The organism is Glutamicibacter sp. NPDC087831 (assembly GCF_044742845.1).
Lineage (GTDB): Bacteria > Actinomycetota > Actinomycetes > Actinomycetales > Micrococcaceae > Glutamicibacter.
In genome coordinates this window covers 34,690-53,079 of record NZ_JBIUVH010000001.1, presented here as the reverse complement: position 1 = coordinate 53,079, position 18,390 = coordinate 34,690, and the positions used below count along the sequence as shown (strand labels likewise).

At 63.3% G+C, this 18,390-nt stretch carries 22 protein-coding genes; 4 read left to right on the top strand and 18 right to left on the bottom strand.

From position 1 onward, the window contains the following. Positions 1–54 precede the first annotated feature (54 nt). From ACIOJF_RS00255 to ACIOJF_RS00215, 9 genes are all read right to left on the bottom strand, one after another. The gene (locus ACIOJF_RS00255; protein ID WP_105657031.1) at positions 55–819 is read right to left on the bottom strand and encodes a hypothetical protein; all 765 of its coding nucleotides are present in this window, start codon (positions 817–819) and stop codon (positions 55–57) included. Beyond that, positions 812–2,866 (bottom strand): cytochrome c oxidase assembly protein, encoded by a 2,055-nt coding sequence (locus tag ACIOJF_RS00250; protein WP_105657032.1) that lies wholly within the window; start codon positions 2,864–2,866, stop codon positions 812–814. The genes ACIOJF_RS00255 and ACIOJF_RS00250 overlap by 8 nt, the downstream gene beginning before the upstream one ends. A 65-nt stretch (positions 2,867–2,931) precedes the next feature. After that, positions 2,932–4,080, bottom strand: coding sequence for a Dyp-type peroxidase (locus ACIOJF_RS00245; protein WP_181148812.1), 1,149 nt, complete (start codon positions 4,078–4,080; stop codon positions 2,932–2,934). After that, the gene (locus ACIOJF_RS00240; RefSeq protein WP_105657034.1) at positions 4,067–4,603 is read right to left on the bottom strand and encodes a copper chaperone PCu(A)C; all 537 of its coding nucleotides are present in this window, start codon (positions 4,601–4,603) and stop codon (positions 4,067–4,069) included. Before ACIOJF_RS00240 ends, ACIOJF_RS00245 begins: the two co-directional genes overlap by 14 nt. Before the next feature lie 76 nt (positions 4,604–4,679). Next, entirely contained in the window at positions 4,680–5,270 is a 591-nt protein-coding gene (locus ACIOJF_RS00235) for a copper resistance CopC family protein (RefSeq protein ID WP_105657035.1), read from the bottom strand. Positions 5,271–5,313: 43 nt separating this feature from the next. Then, positions 5,314–5,922 carry a hypothetical protein gene (locus tag ACIOJF_RS00230; RefSeq protein ID WP_133833541.1) on the bottom strand — a complete coding sequence of 203 codons (609 nt, stop codon included), beginning with the start codon at positions 5,920–5,922 and terminating at the stop codon, positions 5,314–5,316. 158 nt (positions 5,923–6,080) lie between these two features. Next, entirely contained in the window at positions 6,081–6,365 is a 285-nt protein-coding gene (locus tag ACIOJF_RS00225) for an HU family DNA-binding protein (protein WP_013349906.1), read from the bottom strand. 275 nt (positions 6,366–6,640) lie between these two features. After that, the gene (locus ACIOJF_RS00220; protein ID WP_013349906.1) at positions 6,641–6,925 is read right to left on the bottom strand and encodes an HU family DNA-binding protein; all 285 of its coding nucleotides are present in this window, start codon (positions 6,923–6,925) and stop codon (positions 6,641–6,643) included. 174 nt (positions 6,926–7,099) lie between these two features. Beyond that, the gene (locus ACIOJF_RS00215) at positions 7,100–8,068 is read right to left on the bottom strand and encodes an SDR family NAD(P)-dependent oxidoreductase (protein ID WP_105657037.1); all 969 of its coding nucleotides are present in this window, start codon (positions 8,066–8,068) and stop codon (positions 7,100–7,102) included. Between the two features lie 219 nt (positions 8,069–8,287). On the opposite strand from ACIOJF_RS00215, the gene ACIOJF_RS00210 reads away from it, so the two are divergent. Then, positions 8,288–8,869 (top strand): DUF1992 domain-containing protein, encoded by a 582-nt coding sequence (locus tag ACIOJF_RS00210; RefSeq protein ID WP_166650710.1) that lies wholly within the window; start codon positions 8,288–8,290, stop codon positions 8,867–8,869. A gap of 60 nt (positions 8,870–8,929) precedes the next feature. Here the strand turns inward: ACIOJF_RS00210 and rpsN are convergent, their stop codons facing one another. The 9 genes from rpsN to ACIOJF_RS00165 form a co-directional block, all read right to left on the bottom strand. Further along, positions 8,930–9,235: a 30S ribosomal protein S14 gene (gene rpsN / locus ACIOJF_RS00205; protein WP_013349909.1), complete on the bottom strand. Its 306-nt coding sequence runs from the start codon at positions 9,233–9,235 to the stop codon at positions 8,930–8,932. A 3-nt stretch (positions 9,236–9,238) separates the two neighbouring features. Beyond that, positions 9,239–9,409 carry a 50S ribosomal protein L33 gene (rpmG, locus tag ACIOJF_RS00200; RefSeq protein WP_013349910.1) on the bottom strand — a complete coding sequence of 57 codons (171 nt, stop codon included), beginning with the start codon at positions 9,407–9,409 and terminating at the stop codon, positions 9,239–9,241. A 2-nt stretch (positions 9,410–9,411) separates the two neighbouring features. Then, positions 9,412–9,648 (bottom strand): 50S ribosomal protein L28, encoded by a 237-nt coding sequence (gene rpmB / locus ACIOJF_RS00195; protein WP_013349911.1) that lies wholly within the window; start codon positions 9,646–9,648, stop codon positions 9,412–9,414. 327 nt (positions 9,649–9,975) lie between these two features. Beyond that, on the bottom strand, positions 9,976–10,476 hold the full coding sequence (locus tag ACIOJF_RS00190; RefSeq protein ID WP_105657039.1) for a MarR family winged helix-turn-helix transcriptional regulator: 501 nt from the start codon (positions 10,474–10,476) through the stop codon (positions 9,976–9,978). 360 nt (positions 10,477–10,836) lie between these two features. After that, the gene (locus ACIOJF_RS00185; protein ID WP_105657040.1) at positions 10,837–11,634 is read right to left on the bottom strand and encodes an ABC transporter permease; all 798 of its coding nucleotides are present in this window, start codon (positions 11,632–11,634) and stop codon (positions 10,837–10,839) included. 1 nt (position 11,635) lies between these two features. Then, a complete protein-coding gene (locus ACIOJF_RS00180) occupies positions 11,636–12,559 on the bottom strand; it encodes an ABC transporter permease (protein WP_332730597.1) in 924 nt (307 codons plus the stop codon). Continuing rightward, positions 12,556–13,689: an ABC transporter ATP-binding protein gene (locus ACIOJF_RS00175; protein WP_402741077.1), complete on the bottom strand. Its 1,134-nt coding sequence runs from the start codon at positions 13,687–13,689 to the stop codon at positions 12,556–12,558. The genes ACIOJF_RS00180 and ACIOJF_RS00175 overlap by 4 nt, the downstream gene beginning before the upstream one ends. Beyond that, positions 13,686–13,847 carry a hypothetical protein gene (locus tag ACIOJF_RS00170; RefSeq protein ID WP_166650709.1) on the bottom strand — a complete coding sequence of 54 codons (162 nt, stop codon included), beginning with the start codon at positions 13,845–13,847 and terminating at the stop codon, positions 13,686–13,688. Before ACIOJF_RS00170 ends, ACIOJF_RS00175 begins: the two co-directional genes overlap by 4 nt. A 15-nt stretch (positions 13,848–13,862) precedes the next feature. Further along, positions 13,863–15,086 (bottom strand): PotD/PotF family extracellular solute-binding protein, encoded by a 1,224-nt coding sequence (locus tag ACIOJF_RS00165; RefSeq protein WP_402734685.1) that lies wholly within the window; start codon positions 15,084–15,086, stop codon positions 13,863–13,865. Positions 15,087–15,296: 210 nt separating this feature from the next. On the opposite strand from ACIOJF_RS00165, the gene ACIOJF_RS00160 reads away from it, so the two are divergent. From ACIOJF_RS00160 to ACIOJF_RS00150, 3 genes are all read left to right on the top strand, one after another. Beyond that, positions 15,297–15,764 carry an Lrp/AsnC family transcriptional regulator gene (locus ACIOJF_RS00160; protein ID WP_105657044.1) on the top strand — a complete coding sequence of 156 codons (468 nt, stop codon included), beginning with the start codon at positions 15,297–15,299 and terminating at the stop codon, positions 15,762–15,764. Next, complete coding sequence (locus ACIOJF_RS00155; RefSeq protein ID WP_402741076.1) at positions 15,761–17,140, top strand: aspartate aminotransferase family protein; 1,380 nt, start codon at positions 15,761–15,763, stop codon at positions 17,138–17,140. Before ACIOJF_RS00160 ends, ACIOJF_RS00155 begins: the two co-directional genes overlap by 4 nt. Positions 17,141–17,296: 156 nt before the next feature. Further along, positions 17,297–18,355: an ImmA/IrrE family metallo-endopeptidase gene (locus tag ACIOJF_RS00150; protein WP_105657046.1), complete on the top strand. Its 1,059-nt coding sequence runs from the start codon at positions 17,297–17,299 to the stop codon at positions 18,353–18,355. Positions 18,356–18,390 lie beyond the last annotated feature (35 nt).

Below are 18,390 nucleotides of genomic sequence, written 5' to 3'. Positions count from 1 at the left end.
GTCTGCTGGTGTAACCGCAGGCCCAGGGCTTCTATTCCCTGCCGGGGCGGCAAGCTAGGGCAGCTGCGCGAGCACGGTGTCCATGATGCCGGTGGCCACCTGGTTGAAGGCGGCATCCTGCAGCGAGGTCGCCGAGAGGAAGGAGACCATCACCGCATACTCCCCGGTGCTCTTGATCAGCACCAGCGAATCCTGCGCATACTGCCCATCACGGCTGTAGTACAGGGCCGAATCGGCATCCTGCACGCCCGGATCGGAGAATGCCAGGGTCTCGCGGTAGTCCAGCCCGTTGAGCTTCACGCTCTTGCATTCCTCCAGGATGGTGGCCACGTTCGCATTGTGCGCCGCCACCTTCTCCGCCCCGTCGCCGAGCTTGGCCACCTCCACCGACCCGGTGATCGACTGGTTCTCGTTGGTGAAGTCGGTGCGCGCCGCCTCGGTGCCCAGCTGCACCGGCGACCAGTTCAAGTCCTCGATCGGAGCCGAGCATTGGGACGGCAGGACCACCAGGTCCTTGAGCGTATCGGTAGGCGGCGTGGCCAGGGATTCGAGGTCCTCGCCCTGGATCTTGGCGCTGGAGGGGAAGCCGAGCTCGGCGGCCATCACTGCGCCGGCCGTGGTGGCCACCTGCGCGGTGGTCATTTCTTCCGGCTGGGCAGGCTCTTGCGGCTCTTGCGATGCGCTGGGCGTCGCGGTGCCCTGCACGGCGATCTTGTGCGTTTCGTCCTGCGGCATTTCGGATTGCGCGGAGCAGGCGCTTGCGGCCAGCAGCGCGCACACCGCCAGGGAGGCGGCGAGGATTTTCTTGGTGCTAGGCACGTGGGTCCCTTCGGTCGGCTTGCTTGAAGCGGGCGAACATTTCGTTGTAGGCAGCCAGCTCGGCGTCGTTGTCGCGCTCGGCCTGGCGGTCGTAGCGCTTGGTGTCCTTCTTGTCCTGGCGCAGCCACGAGATGACCACGAAAATGGCCAGGACCAGGGTCGGCACTTCGCCGATCGCCCACATCGCCCCGGCACCCACCACCTGGTCTTCCAGTGCGGTGCCGCCCCAGGTGCGGCCCATGTTCCCGAAGTAGTCCGGGGCCAGCAGGGTTTCGGTGCTCATCAGCGCCACCCCGAAGAAAGCGTGGAAGGCGACGGTGGCCAGCAGCACCACCAGGCGCATCGGGTACGGGTAGCGCTTGGGGACCGGGTCGGCGTCCACCAGCGACAGCGCGAACAGGTATCCGGTGAGCAGGAAGTGCAGGTTCATCAGCTCGTGGCCCGCGTGGTAGCGCATGGCCGGTTCCAGCAACGGGGTGAAGTAGAAGACGACGATCGAGCCGGCGAAGTTCACCGCAGCGAAAATCGGGTGGGTGATGACCTTCGAGTAGCGCGAGTGCACCAGGTAGAGGATCCATTCGCGCGGGCCGCGGGTGCCGTCGACGCGCGATCCCAGCACCTTGAGCAGCAGCGTGACCGGGGTGCCCAGGACCAGGAAGATCGGCACGATCATGGTCAGCGACATGTGGTCGACCATGTGGGTGGAGAACTGGATCTTGCCGTACACGGCCACCGCGCCGCTGGTCACGTAGAACAGCGCGAAAAGGCCCACGATCCAGCTGGCCAGGCGCAGCACGCTGGGCTTGTCGCCGCGGCGGGCCAGCTTGATGAAGGCCCACAGGTACACGGCCAGGCCGAACAGGCACACGGCCACCCAGATCCAGTCCATGCGCCAGGTGGTGAACCACGCGGCGGTATCCGGGGCCGGCGGCAGATCGTAGCCGGTGAGCAGGCGGGCCGGGGTCGCTTGCACCGGAGGCTCATCGGAAGTCGGCGGAGCGGTGCGCGCCAGCACGGTCGCCACCGACATCACCGCAGCCATCAGGATGACCTCGCCGGCCACGACCTGCCAGGCCGCGCGCAGCGCCGTGAACTTGCCCTCCAGCAGCCGCGGGATCACCATGCGCCGGTGCCACAGGCCCAGTGCGCCCAGCCCCAGGGTGATCAGGATCTTCACGATCACCAGGATGCCGTACGGGGTCAGCCACTGGTCCCAGCCGGTGATGCGGATCACCGCCGAAGCCAGGCCCGAGCCGATCATCAGGAACACCGCGAAGGTGGCCAGCGCGGAATAGCGCTTGAGCACCACCCCGGCCAGCACCTGCCCGCGTTTGCGTCCCGGCGCTTCGCCGGCCAGCGTCGGAGCGAGCAGGGCCAGCACCATGATGCCGCCAAACCAGAGCACCACGGCCAGCAGGTGCAGGCCGATGGAGTTCACCGCGGCGAAGTGGTCGTCTCCCCCGGCCGCGTGGCCGATGAAGGCCAGCGGCAGGATGCCGAACAGCGAGAAGAATGCGCTGAGCCCCACCGTGGTCCTGGAGCGCGCGGCCAGGGCCAGCGAACTGGTGATCGCTGCGATCACCACCATCCAGGCCCAGGCCCGCCCGCTGGTGATCGACAGGATGTAGTCCAGGATCGCGGCCGAATACTGCGGATCCAGGCTCATCGGGATGCCGGCCAAATCCCAGAAGGTCAGCAGCATGACGGTGGCCGCGGACAGGGTCCACACCACCGCGGCCCCGGCGGCGATATTCATCGTGCGGGCGAACGCCGGATGGGCTTGGCCTTCGGCATCGCCGGTCACCTTGGCGGCCCGCGGGATGATCGCCGCACCGAAAACCAGCGCGGCGATGCTCAGCGACATCGAGGCATGGTGGATGGCCCGGGAGATGGGCAGCGACCAGCGCACGAAAGCCCCGGGATCGGCCAAATCCGCCGGCCGGGCGATCCCGGTGAACAACACCGCCGCCAGGAAGGCCACCGCCGCAGCGAGGATTCCGGGCAGGATGAAGCGGGTGACTGAAACCGTGCGCTGTGCTGTATCCATAACCTTCTCATCATCTCATTTTTCGCCCGGCCGGTCACCGCGCGGCAGCCCGCTTTGGGCGCATCTCACACCTGGCCCAGCAACGCCTCCCCCAGGTAGCCGCCTTCGCGCACCCCGGGAAGGATCGCGTACAGGCCCGATCCCACCGGCTTCAGCCAGGTGTTCAGCGCATCTGCGGCCGCCAGCCGGTGCTGCACCGGGATGAAGCTGGTGGCCGGGTCGCGCTGGTAGCTGGCGAACAGCAACCCGGAAGCCGCCCCGTCGAAGTTGTAGCCCCGCCGGTGCATGGTTTCGTCCGCGCTGGCCGGCTTGGCCAGCGCCACGTGGGCGTTGGCCGCGATCGCCGGCAGCCCCAGCTCATTGGCCGCGGCCAGGTCCACCGGATCATCCACGCTGGCGCCCGACAGCGGCGCGCCGTCGGACTGCCGGCGGCCCAGTGCATGGTCCCGTCCGGCGCCGTCCACCTCGTCCCAGCCGTCCAGGTCCATCTCGAACCTGCGCAGCGCCAGGGTGGTCCCGTTCTCGATCCAACCCGGCTGGCCGAACACCGCGCTCTCGCGCAGTTCTCCGCCGGGGTTGTTGATCCCGTCGAGCTGGCCGAACAGGTTGCGGAACCCGCGCCCGCCGGGGTTGATGAACCCGGTCTGGGCGAAGCGCCTGGCGCCCAGCCCGCGCAGGTTCTTGGACACCGCCCGCACCGCATGGTGCAGCACGGTCTGCTCCTGCGCGCAGAACTGGATCAGCAGATCGCACTGCCCGTACTGCTCATCGAGCTGGTCCCCGGCGAAGCGCGGCAGCGTGCCGATCTGCCCGCGCCCGGCCACATCCAGCAGGCTCTGGCCCAGCCCCACGGTCAGCGTCAGCTCGCCTCCGGGCTGCGCCATTTCCGGTTCGGTGTCGGCCAGCACCCCGCGGCCACTGGCCAGCCGGGCCGCATCATCGGTGATCATCTGCAGCACCGCGCGCAGCTGCTCCTTCTTGGAGCCCTCTCGCCAGTGCAGATCCCACCCGGCGAAGACCGCGTGGGCCTGCTGGCCGTCGAGAATCCCCGACTGGTACTTCCCGTAGAACGGGCGGTACCCCTGCGGGTTGGCGGTGGCCGCTGGGGCTGGAGCGCTCAGCTTTCCGGTGCCGAACCCGGTGAGCATTCCGCCCAGCGCGGCGGCCGCGGTGGTGCCCAGCAGCAGCCGGCGGTCGACGCTAGTGCCCGGCATGCGCATCCCCGGCATGCTCGTCGTAGCTTTCGTTGGCCCCGTCGAAGTTGCGGATCGGGAAGTCCACCTCGGTGCTCGACCCGTCGGCGAATTCCAGCTTCAGCCTCGCCGTCTGGGCCGCCACCAGCGATTCCTGCAGGTCCATGAACATCAGGTGGTGGCCGCCCGGTGCCAGCACCGCGTCCTTGCCGGGTTCGATCACCAGATCCCCTTCGAGCTGCGCCATCGTCATCCCGTCGCCGGTGCCGCGCATTTCGTGGATCTGGATCTGATCGCCCTGGGCATTGCTGATCTTGCGCAGCGCAATCGGGGTGCCAGAATTATTGTGCAGGATGCCGAAGGCCGCGCTCATGCCCGACTCGGCGGCCTTGGCCCAGGTTTCGCTGGTGGCCAGCGCTTCGGCTTGCCCGGCGGTTTTCTGTTCGGCGGCCGGTGCGGGCTGCTGCCCGTCGGCGCTCTGCGCGCAGCCGGTGAGCAGCAGTCCAAGGCCCAGGGCCAGTGCAGTGGTTTTGCGGAAATTCATGTTCTCAAGCTTTCGGGTTCGGTGTGCAGGCGCGCCAAAGGCAGCGGTGGCCTCGGGCGCACCGGAAGGGTGGGGGCTACTTGGACTGGCGCATGAACTTGGCCAGCACGCCCAGCGCGCCGCCAAGGATGACTACGCCGATGATGACCCAGACCACCGGGCTCATCGAGCTGCCCAGGTCCTGGACCGGGTTAGCGCCTGGATCCAGGTCGGCGGACCCTGCGGAGTCGCTAGGCGCCGCTGGCGCGCTCGAGCTGACCAGGGTGGGGGCGGCCTGTGGCGCGTCGACGCTGAAGCCGATCTTGTTCTCGATCGGGTGGCCGTCAGACGAGACCACGCGGTAGGCCAGCTGGTACTCGCCGTTGCCCAGCTCCTTGGCCGGGGTGACGGTGACCTTGGTGCCCTTGGTCTTGGCCTCGGTGTCGATCTTTTCCCCATCGAGGGTCAGCGAGACCACCGTGGAGTCCACGCCGGATAGGCTCTGGAGCACGCCGGAGAATTCGAGGGTGATGTCCTCGGGCACTTCCTGGATGGTGGCCCCGGCCTCCGGGGTAGAGCCGATCAACTGGTCGTGCGCGTTGGCGGCACCGATCGAGCCGGCGAAAGCCAGCAAGGAGAATGCCAGTACTGCGACTAGTCGGGTGATGTTCTTGGTTACTACGCTCATGATGTTCCTTCCAAGCCCCTTGCGGGGCGCTTCAATTCTTTACTCAGGCAGCAAGAATGAAGCAGGGCGGACCGCGGCGCTCCGGCAGTCTTCCCAATTGCGCCAGCTTGAGTTGGAAACGCAAGGGGAAGTAGGCACGAAGCGGCCGGGCAGCAGGTACCTGCACGCGAATGCGCGAGAGGATCCGCCGGGCCGTTGAAAGGGTGAGCCAGCCGGCCATGGCCTTGAGCAGGCGTTCACCGCCGTAGAGCACCAGTACGCTGGCGATCGCGGCCAGCACGTGGGCGTAGAGCATCGATTCGGTATGCACGTTGGCGTACTGCGCGGTGATGTCCTGCGCCAGCGCTGGATTGCGCCCCGCATGGTGCGCGTGTTCCAGACCGGAAATGTCGCCGCCCTGGTGGCTCATCACCGACAAGCTCAGGTGGTAGAGCCCCTGGCTGAGCAGCACGACCAGGCTGGTCGCCCACAGGGAGAACTTCCGGCCCACCAGCACGACGCCGATAGCCGCAGAGACGCAGGTAATGAGCACCATGGCCACCACCGATAGCGCTGTAGGCGCACTGTGGGCGTGCGCGGCAAAGGCTGTCCAGGTGCACACGCTTGCCGCCAACCAGCCGCGGATAACGCGGGTTGCGGGTTTCTGTGACACGATGGGCAGCCATTCTTCGCGGAGTTCTACGATCGAAGCTGATTCTACGCGAAGTAGAAGAGCGCCTCAAACGGTGCTCCGATAAAGCAGAAGGCCCGACCCTGCCTCCTGGATTTCTCCGGAGCGGGTCGGGCCTTGCGCAAAGCTCTAGCGGAAGCTTACTTCTTGGCTACAGCAGCCTTCAGCTTCGACCCAGCGGTCAGCTTGACCGAGTGGCCAGCAGGAATCTGGATTGCTTCACCGGTCTGTGGGTTGCGGCCGGTGCGAGCTGCACGATCGGTGCGCTCTACAGCCAACCAACCTGGGATCGACACCTTCTCACCCTTGGAAATCTGGTCGACGAAAACCTCGAAGACTGCATCCAGAACACCATTAACGGCAACCTGGGAGTTTTCGGTCTTCGCTGCAACAGCAGCAACAAGTTCGCTACGGTTCATAGCCAATGTATGGTCCTCCTGGACTAGTGATCCAAAGCCCTCTTCCGGGCCCCGAACGCCGCACGGTCGCACGGTCTTACCAGTGAGAACATATCAAACGTTTCGCCCCAGAACTGCGGAAAACAGGCGGAAAACCGGGATTTTTTCAACTAATTGCAGATTTCTTGGCTCAACGGCAGCATTTTTGGGTTCAATGAAGGCTTTTGCAACGTTCCTTAACGCCGCAAGGCCCGCCAATCCGGGAACGGACAGCGGGCCTTGCGCAAAGCTCTAGCGGAAGCTTACTTCTTGGCTACAGCAGCCTTCAGCTTCGACCCAGCGGTCAGCTTGACCGAGTGGCCAGCAGGAATCTGGATTGCTTCACCGGTCTGTGGGTTGCGGCCGGTGCGAGCTGCACGATCGGTGCGCTCTACAGCCAACCAACCTGGGATCGACACCTTCTCACCCTTGGAAATCTGGTCGACGAAAACCTCGAAGACTGCATCCAGAACACCATTAACGGCAACCTGGGAGTTTTCGGTCTTCGCTGCAACAGCAGCAACAAGTTCGCTACGGTTCATAGCCAATGTATGGTCCTCCTGGACTAGTGATCCAAAGCCCTCTTCCGGGCCCCGAACGCCGCACGGTCGCACGGACTTATCAAGAGTTGAACTTACCAGCTGAAAGCGACAAAAAGTGCATCATCTTGCGGATTCTGCTGAATTTTCGCCAAATCAAGGGTGTGAAAGTTCACCCGGGACCTACAGCGCGAACGGATCGAGGCCTTCGTTTGCCTCCACGAAAAGTTCCCAGGCTTTGCTTTGCAGCTCCTTGCCGCGGGTCGCTTTCGCCGGGCTGGCCAGTGCCGTTGGACCCTTCGTGAGGTATTTCGGCCCCAAATAGCTGCCTCGGGGCGCGTCTTCGAGTTCCGGCGCCAATGCCGCTTCGACCAATGCCACCGCACCTTCATGTTTGCCCTGCGCGAAACTGGACTGCAATTGGCCAATCAGCCGCTTGGCAAAGTCCGGTTCGTTGATGTTGGGCACCTGCGGGGTCAGCCCGGAAAGCGAATACCCCGGGTGGATGGCCAGCGCGCGAGCCGGCAGTTCCAGCTGGCGCAGCCGGTGGTCCAGGGCCAAGGTGAAGGCTTGCACTGCCGCCTTGGACTGCGCATAGGCACGGTATGGATGGTAGTCGCGGGTCAAGGCCAGGTTTTGCGGATCGGTAGCCAGCATCCGGGTGGACATCGATCCCAGCCCGATGAACCGCAGCGGCTGGGCGAAGCGTTCGGCCAGCTCGCCGACTAGCCGCGCATGCCCGATGAAATTCGTGCTCATGGTCAGCTCATGGCCCAGCAGGCCCTCGACGCGGCTCTGCGGCGCCCGGATGACCCCTGCATTGGCGATCAGCGCATCCAATGGCCGATTGCGCAGTTCAGCTGCCAGTCCCATTGCGGATTCCATGCGCGAGGAGTCGAACTGCATGAATTCCACGCTAGCCGCCGGTACGCGCAGCCGGATCTGCTCCATGGCATGCTCCGCACGGCTCTGGTTGCGGCAGGCCAGGATGACTTGCGCACCGGCTCGCGCCAAGCCGAGGCTCGCGAAGAAGCCAAGGCCGCTATTCGCGCCGGTCACCACAACGGTCTTGCCTTGGCCCAGCGGCGCCCACCGCTGCCGGTTCGCGTAGATGTCAGTTGCGGGTCTCGGATAGCGCGTCGCTGGCTTCATGGAATACACGCTACTACAGGGATAATGCTCGATTGCGGGTGGGACATGGCCGCTTATAGCGATCTCCAGCCACCTCGCAGCCGCTTGCTGGGCACTGAATCCTTGGCGAGGCGCCCGAACCCGAAGGGAATGATTTTATCTTCCCAGCTCCCCCATCAATTGCTTCGGAAAGTCCCAGTGCCGTTGCCGGGCTCAGGCGCACGGTGGGATCATTGGAAGATGGAGCACAGCGAGGATGCCGCACTGAATGCGGCCCGGTACAAGATGAAGCAGGACAGCGAGCCGTTGCCGGTGGACGAGTATGCGCAGGCCACCGGGATGGCTCCCGTCGAGAAGCAGAAGACGCCGCTGCAGCTGCATGCCGAGGACGAGGCATGGGAAGTGGCCAACTCCGTGCTCGATGAGGCTTTCGCCCGCGGGGACTTCGACAATCTTGCCCTCTCGGGCCAGAAGATCGACCATATCACCAGCAATGACGATCCCGACTGGTGGCTGAAGTCCATGATGCGCCGCGAGCAGCTTACCGGGCTGGGCCCACCAGCGCTGACCTTGCGGGTGGAAGATGAGCAGATGGAGCAGACCTTGGACCGCTTGCCCTCCGAGCGGGCCGTGCGTGAGCATATCGAGGATTTCAATGCCCGCATTATCGAGGCGCGGCGGCAGCTGCTTGGCGGCCCGCCGGTGATCACCGCTTTGCGCGATTCCACCGCAGAGGTGCTTGGTTGGCAGGAACGCCGGGCGGCAGAACCTGCACCGGTGGCAGAGAAAGCACCGGTGAAACGCCGGTGGTGGCGGCGTTAAAAGGCGAAGCCGCCTTCCCGAAAGGGAAGGCGGCTTGCTAAGTCAAAAGACTTGCAGGTCTTACCAGGAAGACTTGGTGATGCCCGGAAGCTCACCACGGTGCGCCATGTCGCGGAAGCGAACACGGGAGATACCGAACTTCTGGAAGGTGCCGCGTGGGCGACCGTCGATTGCGTCGCGGTTGCGAACGCGAATCGGGGAAGCATCGCGTGGAAGCTTCTGCAGGCCTACGCGTGCAGCTTCGCGAGCTTCGTCGGTTGCGTTTGGATCAACCAGGGTCTTCTTCAATTCGAGACGCTTTGCAGCGTAACGCTCGACAATGACCTTGCGCTGTTCGTTCTTTGCGATCTTGGACTTCTTGGCCATGTCTTAGCGCTCCTCTCGGAATTCAACGTGCTTACGGACGACTGGGTCGTACTTCTTCATGACCATGCGGTCAGGGTTGTTACGACGGTTCTTACGGGTTACGTAAGTGAAACCGGTTCCAGCGGTGGACTTCAGCTTGATGATCGGACGTACGTCCTTATCCTTCTTTGCCATTTTTAGAGCTTCACACCCTTCGCAATCAGGTCAGCAATTACAGCGTCGATACCGCGAGCATCGATGACCTTGATGCCCTTGACCGACAGGGTCAGGGTCACCTTACGGCGCAGGGAAGGCACGTAGTAGGTCTTCTTCTGGATGTTCGGATCGAAACGACGCTTGTTGCGACGGTGCGAGTGGGAGATGCTATGTCCGAAGGCCGGAGTAGTACCGGTTACCTGGCAAACAGCTGCCATGATCACTCCTCAGTTAGTTAGTAGTAAAATTCGGCGGTACTCGCGCACAGTGCCCATACCAAAATATCGACACCGCTTCTGCGTTATGAGTCCCGCCAACCAGTGAAACACCGTTAATACTGCACACTAGGAAGGTAACCAGGCTGGGTGAGAACCAACCGAAGAGCCTTAAAGTATGTAAGTCGGTGAACTTCGCAACCGGTCGAGCAATTTCCCCGTACTCAGTCGGCCACGATATTCGGTATTACGGGCAACGCGCAGTTGTTCTGCTGTTAGACGGCATAACAACACACGCGATTAACGCCTGATTAGCTTATCGAGAATTCCTCAGTGTTCCAAATCGAGGTTTTCCGAATTCAGGATCCAATGATCCGCATCAAGCGAAGTTGTAATTTTGCGTGCGATCCGCGTGAGATCGTTAACGTCCTTGTCATCAAGGGTATCGAAGAGAAGTCCGCGCACCGAGGCAACGTGGTGAGGCGCCATCTGCTGCACGGCTTCCCATCCGGCCTGCGTTAATGAGGCGATTTTCACACGGGCATCTTCTGCGGACTGCTCGCGGGTAACCCAGCCGCGCTTCTCCAGCTTCTTGACCACATGCGACAGTCGCGAAAGCGAAGCACTGGTGTGCGAAGCCAGCGTCGTCATGGTCAGCTGATGGTCCTTGGCCTCGGAGAGCATGGCGAGCATGTGGTAGTCGAAAAGCGTGATGCCTTCCAGGCCCTGCAGATCGGAATCCAAGGCCGCCGGAAGCAAAGTCATGACAGCATGCAGTCCAAGCCAGGCGTCGCGTTCAGGCCCGGAGAGCCAAACTGGCTTATCGCTCATGAAGTTTCCAATCGTTCATAGACCTGCACCTACAGGCCAGCAAGGTATCAACCTGTAGACCATATATTGTAAAGCTAAGTATTTACTATATGTCAGATGCCCGCATTTCGGCTCTCTGCCAATATTTCGTTCCGCCAGCCACCCTAATGGCCTTTGGGCGCGGCTGCATCCTGCAGGCAATGGTCCTGCAAATCACCGCAAGAGCAGCAAGCGGCCGGAGGCCTAGCGCCAGTCCAACAACGTGCAGGTCCCAGAGGGTGCAAGGAGCGAGCTGGGTACCGCTCACGCTAGTGACGATCCCTGCTTTTTGACCAGCTGGCAAGCCAAAGGCCCGCGCTGAAGAGCGCGGGCCTTTGGAACCTAGGAATTCTCCAGCTGTTTCTTCTTCCGGTAGCTGATCACCTGTCCGATGACCACCACGAGCAGGGCAAGGATGAACATCGCCGAACCAATGACATTCGCCTGGGCCGGGATGCCGCGGGTAGCTGCCACATAGATGAACTTCGGGAAGGTCTGGAAGGTGCCGGAGTTGAAATTCGTGATGATGAAATCATCAAAACTCATCGCGAAGGACAACAGCGCGGCGGCCACAATGCCTGGCAGCAGCAGCGGGAACGTCACCTTCCAGAAGGCCGCCCGCGGCGAGGCGTAGAGATCGGCGGCCGCTTCTTCCAATCGCGGATCCAGCGAGGAGACACGAGCCCTGACGGTGACGATCACGAAGGACATGCAGAACACAATGTGGGCGATCACGATGGTGGCGTAGCCCAGTTCCCAACCGAGGTTCAGGAACTGTGCCAGCAGAGAAGCGCCGAGCACGACCTCCGGAGTAGCCAACGGCAAAATGATCAGCACATCGGTGAGCTTGCGGAACCGGAACTTGTAGCGGACCAGGCCGATGGCGATCAGCGTGCCCAAGGCGGTGGCGGCAATCGTGGCCACCGTGCCGACCTGCAGCGAGTGCGCCAGCGATTCGCAGACCGCCGGAGCGCCGCAGGGGTTCTGCCAGTTCTCCAGGGTGAAGCCGCGCCAGTCCAGGTTGGTGCGGCCGGCATCGTTGAAGGAGAACACGAAGATGTACGCGATCGGGACCAGGAGGTAGATGAAAGCCAGCCCGCCGACAGCGGGGATGAACCAGCGTCCGATTTTCTGCTTCATGCTACATCAGCTCCTTGGTCCCGAAGCGGCGGATATAGATCGTGACCAGGATCAGGATCGAGACCATCAGCACGAAGCTCAACGCCGAGGCGCCCGGGTAATCGATGACCTTGAAGAATCTGGAATCGATGATCTGGCCGATCATCGTAGTATTGCGGTTATTGCCCAGCAGGGCCGCGTTCACGTAGTCGCCGGCGGCCGGGATGAACGTCAGCAGGGTGCCGGCGAAGACGCCCGGGGCGCTCATCGGCAGCGTCACCTTGAAGAAGGAGGTCACCGGGCTGGCATACAGATCCCCCGAGGCCTCGAGCAGGCGGGTGTCCAGCCGGCCCAGGTTAGCGTAGATCGGCAGCACCATGAACGGCAGGAAGTTATAGGTCAGGCCCGCGACGACCGCGAACGGCGTGGCAGTCAGGTGCCCGTCGGCTGGCAGGATCGCCAGGAATTTCAGCGTTTGGGCGATGAACCCCTCATCGGCCAGTATCTGCTTCCAGGCCTGGGTGCGCAGAATGAAGCTGGAGAAGAACGGGGCGATCAGCAGCACCAGCAAGATGCCCTGCAGCAGCGTCTTCTCGCGCAAGCGGACTGCCACCAGGTAGGCCATCGGGAAGCCGATGAGCAAGGCCAGGACGGTGGCGATCAGCGCGAACCCGAAGGAGCGCAGCAGCTCGGGCCAGTAGGCGGCGAGCACCGTGGCGTAGTTGCCGATTTCGAAACCCGGCACGAATTCGCCGATTTCCCCGCCCTCGGGTTTCACGTACAGGCTCATTGCCAGCAGGACTACCACCGGAAGCGCGAAGAACAGGGCGAGCACCAGCATGCCCGGGGCGATCAGGTAGACGCCGGTGCGGCCCTTGCGCCGCTCCGCCCGGATCTCCTCGGGGCTGCGCAGGTCGACGATGCCCTTCTTGGTCATGACCGTCATGGCTGGTCAACTCCGGCATCCTCGTGCTCGGCACCGGCCAGTCCGAAGGAATGCTGCGCTTCCCAGGACAGGTACACGGTGTCGCCTTCGGCAGCAGGCTGCTGGCCGCGATTCTGCGCGAAGGTCCCGAGCGTGCCGATCCCGTCCACCTCGACCAGGTACTCGGTGGTGGTGCCGGTGAAGGACACGTCGACCACGGTGCCGGACAAGCGGTTCTCTCCCGCATAGCCATCGCGCGAGATCGTGATCTTCTCCGGGCGCACCCCGACGACCACCTCCCCTGAGGCCTGCACGGCGCGGTCGGCCGGCAGCAAGATGGCTTGGCCGTTGACCATGACGCTGAGCATGCCGGCGTCATTGCCGGTGACCGTGCCGCGCATCAGGTTCGACTTGCCCAGGAAGTTCGCGACGAACGCGGTCTTGGGCAATTCGTAGAGTTCGCGCGGCGGGCCCATCTGCTCGATCCGTCCGCCGTTCATCACGGCGACCACGTCGGCCATGGTCATGGCCTCTTCCTGGTCGTGGGTGACGTGGATGAAGGTCAGGCCGACTTCGGTCTGGATGTTCTTCAGCTCCAGCTGCATTTGGCGGCGCAGCTTCATGTCAAGTGCCCCGAGGGGCTCATCGAGCAGCAGCACCTGCGGGCGATTGACCAGCGCCCGGGCCAGGGCCACGCGCTGCTGCTGCCCGCCGGAGAGCTGGATCGGCTTGCGATTGGCAAGGTGCCCGAGCTCCACCAGGTCCAGCCCGGCCCTGGCTTTCTCCATCGCCTGCTTGTCCTTCTTGCGCTTGAGCCCGAAGGCCACGTTTTCCAGCACGCTCATGTGCGGGAACAGCGCATAGGACTGGAACACGGTGTTCACCGGACGCTGGTGGCTGGCCAGCGCGGTCACTTCCTGGCCGCCGATCGAGATGCTGCCCTCGCTGGGGGCCTCAAGGCCCGCGATCATGCGCAGGGTGGTCGACTTGCCGCAACCGGAGGGTCCGAGCAGGGCGAAGAAGGTGCCCGAAGGGACCACCAAATCCAGGTCCTTGACCGCCACGAAGCTGGAAAAGCGCTTGGTGATGCCCGAGAGGTGCAGATCCGCGCCGGTGGCAGTGGTTTCGGTACGCGTTGCCAAGGTTGTCATGCCCCTATCACTTCCTGGAACTGGTTGTGGAAATCGGTTTCTGCTGCCGGTACAGCACGTGCGGAGGTTGCCCGGTTGACGACGTCCCTGGCACGGGCCGGGCCCGAACCGTGGCCCTTGGGCAGGCGCTGGCAGTTGATGGCTCGTTGGCGAGTCATGGTGTTCCCCGCTTTCTAGGCGCCGATTGCACTCTGGAATTCAGAGTTCAACGCGGTCTCTTCATCCGCTTCCAGCGAGCGGAAGACATGTGCCTTTGCCAGATCCTCATCGGTCGGGAAGATCAGCGGGTTGCCGACCAGGTCAGGGTCGATCTTTTCCATTTCTTCCTGGGCGCCGACCACCGGGCAGATGAAGTTCACGTAGGCTGCGACCTGCGCGGCCACGGCTGGGTCGTAGTAGAAGTCCATGAGCTTCTCGGAGTTGGCCTTGCGTGGCGAGGCCACCGGGACCATCAGGTTGTCGCTCCACAGGGTGCCGCCGGCCTCGGGGATCACGAACTCCCACTGGTCATCGTTCTCGAAGTTCATCTGCACGATATCGCCGGACCAGACGATGCCGGCGATCGCATCGCCCGAGACGAAGTCCTCCTTGTAGGAGTTGCCCTTGACCTGGCGGATCTGGCCATTGCCGATGTTCTCGCGCAGCACGTCGGCAGCGGCGCCGAATTCGCTTTCGCCCCATTGGCCGGCGATGTCCACGCCGTTGTGCAGCATCAGCAGGCCGATGGTGTCGCGCATTTCATCGAGCACGGTGATACGGCCCTTGAGCTTTGGATCCCAGAGGTCCTCGACGGATTTCAGGCCCTTGGGGAATGCCTTCTTATTCCAGGCGATGCCGGCGTAGCCGGACTGCCAGGTCAGCGAGTGCTTGCGTCCCGGGTCGAAGTCCACGTCCTTCAGGTTGGGCAGCAGGTTGGCCGAGTTGGGGATGTTCGCCAGGTCCAGCTCCTGGGCGTAGCCCTGGCGGATCATGCGGCCGGCCATCCAGTCGGTCATCGTGATGACGTCCTGGCCGATGTCCTGGCCTGCCTTGAGCTGGCCCTGCACCTTGCCGTAGTAGGTGTCGTTGCCGTCGATATCCTCGCGGTAGTTCACCTTGATGCCGGTCTGCTTGGTGAACGCATCCAGTGTCGGGTAGGTCTTCTTCTCGTCGTCGTAATCCAGGTACAGGGTCCAGTTGGCCCAGTTCACGGTGGGGTCGTTTGCGGAAATGTCCTCGATCGACGGTGCGGCTTTGGTGCTGCTTCCTCCCGTGCCGCAGGCTGCGAGCAGCCCGGTCAGGCCCAATGCGCCGGTCGCGGAAAGCACGCTGCGGCGGGAGTAGCTGCGCTGGCTCACGGCCTGGACCAGTGCGCGGACTTGGGGGTCTTGCGGAAGTCGGCGTTGCGAGTGCGACATGGCTGGAATCCTAACGACGAATGTGATCGGCCACACATGAAAGTGTTGTCGTTCATCCTGCCAGCAATGCACAAGTCCAACAAGACCCGAACGCAAGTTTCCTTGTAAAAATTACGTTACGAAAACTGAAAACTTTCAAAAATACCCCTTTCGCAACTGAATCAGTGACGGTAGGGTCTGTGGAAAGTCCCTTAGACCTAGGAGGTCGATATGACGCTGCCCTCGCATACGGCACAGGCCATTGATGAAATTTCCAAGGAGATCATCGAGCAGCTGCAGGAAGATGGCCGGCGCTCCTATGCCGCCATCGGCAAGGCAGTGGGCCTGAGCGAAGCGGCTGTGCGCCAGCGCGTGCAGAAGCTGGTCGAGAGCCGCGTCGTGCAAATCGTCGCAGTCACCAACCCGCTGGAATTGGGATTCACCCGCCAGGCCATGATCGGCGTCGTCGCCGCCAGCGACATCAGCGGCACCGCCGACCGGATCGCCGAACTTCCGGAAGTCGACTACTGCGTGGTCACCGCCGGCAGCTCGGACATCCTCGCGGAGGTCATCTGCTCGAACGATGAGGACCTGCTGCGCGTGATCGGAACGATCCGCGGGCTCGAAGGCGTGGTCAGCACCAATACGTACACCTACCTTTCACTCAAAAAACAGGAATACAACTGGGGAACACGATGAACACACCACGTGGTACCGATCGCCAGCAAGCCGCTCGCGATCACCTTTGGATGCACATGGCCCGGCACTCCGGAATTTCCAACGGCGCGCATGTTCCGATCATCTCGCGCGGCGAGGGGCACAAGATCTACGACGATGCCGGGCGCGAATACATCGACGGCTTGGCCGGGCTGTTCGTGGTCAACGCGGGGCACGGGCGCGCCGAATTGGCCGAAGCCATGGCCAAGCAGGCCGAGAAGCTGGCCTTCATGCCGCTGTGGTCCTACGCCCACGAACCGGCGATCGACCTGGCTGAGCGCCTGGCCAGCTATGCACCGGGCGACTTGAACCGCGTCTTCTTCACCACCGGCGGCGGCGAGGCGGTCGAATCCGCCTTCAAGCTGGCCAAGCAGCATTTCAAGATGAAGGGCAAGCCGGGCAAAACCAAGGTCATTTCGCGCGCCCTGGCCTACCACGGCACCCCTCAGGGAGCCTTGGCCATCACCTCGCTGCCGGATATGAAGACCCCGTTCGAGCCCTTGGTCCCCGGCACCTTCCGCGTGCCGAACACCAACTTCTACCGCGCACCGCAGATGTTCGCGGACAACGAGAAGGACTTCGGGCTGTGGGCCGCGGAGCGCATCCGCGAAGCCATCGAATTCGAAGGCGCCGACACCGTGGCGGCGGTCTTCCTGGAACCGGTGCAGAACTCCGGCGGCTGCTTCCCGCCACCACCGGGGTACTTCGACCGGGTCCGCGAGATCTGTGACGAATACGACGTGCTGCTGGTTTCCGACGAAACCATCTGCGCGTTCGGCCGCATCGGCTCGATGTTCGCCTGCAACGACTTCGGCTACGTCCCGGACATCATCACCTCGGCAAAGGCGCTGACCAGTGGCTATGTCCCGCTGGGCGTGATGGTCGTTTCCGACAAGCTGTTCGAGCCTTTCACCAAGGGCGATACCACCTTCTACCACGGCTACACCTTTGGCGGGCATCCGGTGGCAGCCGCGGTGGCGATGGCGAACCTGGACATCTTCGAGCGGGAAGGATTGAACGAGAACGTCAAGAACAATGCCCACGCGTTCAAATCCACGCTGTCCAAGCTCACCGATCTGGACATCGTTGGCGATGTGCGCGGCGCCGGCTACTTCTACGGGATCGAGCTGGTCAAGGACAAGGCGACCAAGGAGACCTTCAGCGACGCGGAGTCCGAACGCCTGCTGCGCGGGTACCTCTCCCCGGCCCTGTGGGAGGCGGGACTGTATTGCCGCGCCGACGATCGCGGCGACCCGGTCATCCAGCTGGCTCCGCCCATCACGATCGGGCAGCCGGAGTTCGACCAGATCGAATCCATCCTGCGCACCGTGCTGAAGGAAGCGGCCAGCAAGATCTAGCGCCACGAAGGCTCGCAGGCATCGCCTGCGAGCCTTTTCGCAAGTCAGAGCGTGTTACTTCACGAAGCTGCACGCAATTGGTGCTTTGTGGCATAGGCCACTAGTCTGAGGTCATTAGACGATCAAGATCGCCTTTTGGAAGATTACAGGAACCTCATGACTTTGGAACCGACCAGAATCAGGTTGGCACGCGAACGTGCAGCGCTGAGCCGGTCCGCCTTGGCCGCCTCGCTGGGTATTTGCGAGCGCGAACTCGCCCATGCTCCCGAGGATCTTTCCCTTGCGCTGGCCGATGCGCTGGGCTGCGCGCCGCAGTTCTTCCGGCTTCCCGCGGCCCAGGGCATCGACACCGAGCGGATCTTCTTCCGCTCCCCGCGCCGCACCAGCACCGCGCAGAAAGTCGCCGCGGCCGCGCTGGGCCGCAACGGCGTGGAACTCTACAACCTGATCACGCGGAACTTCCGGCTCCCGCACACCGGGATCCCCGAGCTGTGCGGCTTCACCCCGGAAGATGCCGCCGCGCATCTGCGCACCGAATGGGATCTGGGATGCGGCGCGTTGCCCGATCTGCTGCATCTGCTCGAAGCCCGCGGGGTGCGGGTGCTGAGCCTGCCGGCCTCGCTCGAAGCGGTCAAGACCTTCAGCTTCTGGGAAGACGGGCAGGCCTTCATCTTCCTGGCCGCCGGCAGCCGCAATGCACAGCGCCTGGCGATGGCCCACGAGCTGGGGCATCTGCTGATGCACTCCTCGCTGGGCGAGAACCGCGAGCAGGTGGCCGCCGCGGAACGCGAAGCCGACGAATTCGCGGCACGCTTGCTCCTGCCCTCCCTGTCCCTGCAGGTTCGGGTCTCCGATTCCCTGCAGATCCCGCAGCTGCTGGCACTCGAAGAGCAGTTCGGTGCACCGGCCCAGGTGATCCTCGCGCATTCGCGTGCCCGCGGCTTGCTGGGCGAAGGCGCCTACCAGTGGTTGTCCCAGGAGCTGGCGCTGGAACCGGCCCAGGAGCACCAGCAGCTGGTCTCCCGGGTCTTCTCCCTGGTCTTCCCCTCCCTGCAGCGCGACCATCGGGCCAGCACCGCACGGATCGCCCGCGAATTAGGGCAAACCGCATCGCAGATCCATGAGCTGACCTTCGGGCAGGCGTTCGTGCTGCTCGAAGGAGAGAACCTGCACGACGCCGGCCAGGCGACCCGCGGCCACCTGCACGCGCTCTAGCAACCCCGGGGTTTGGCAGCTACGCTGGTGCCACC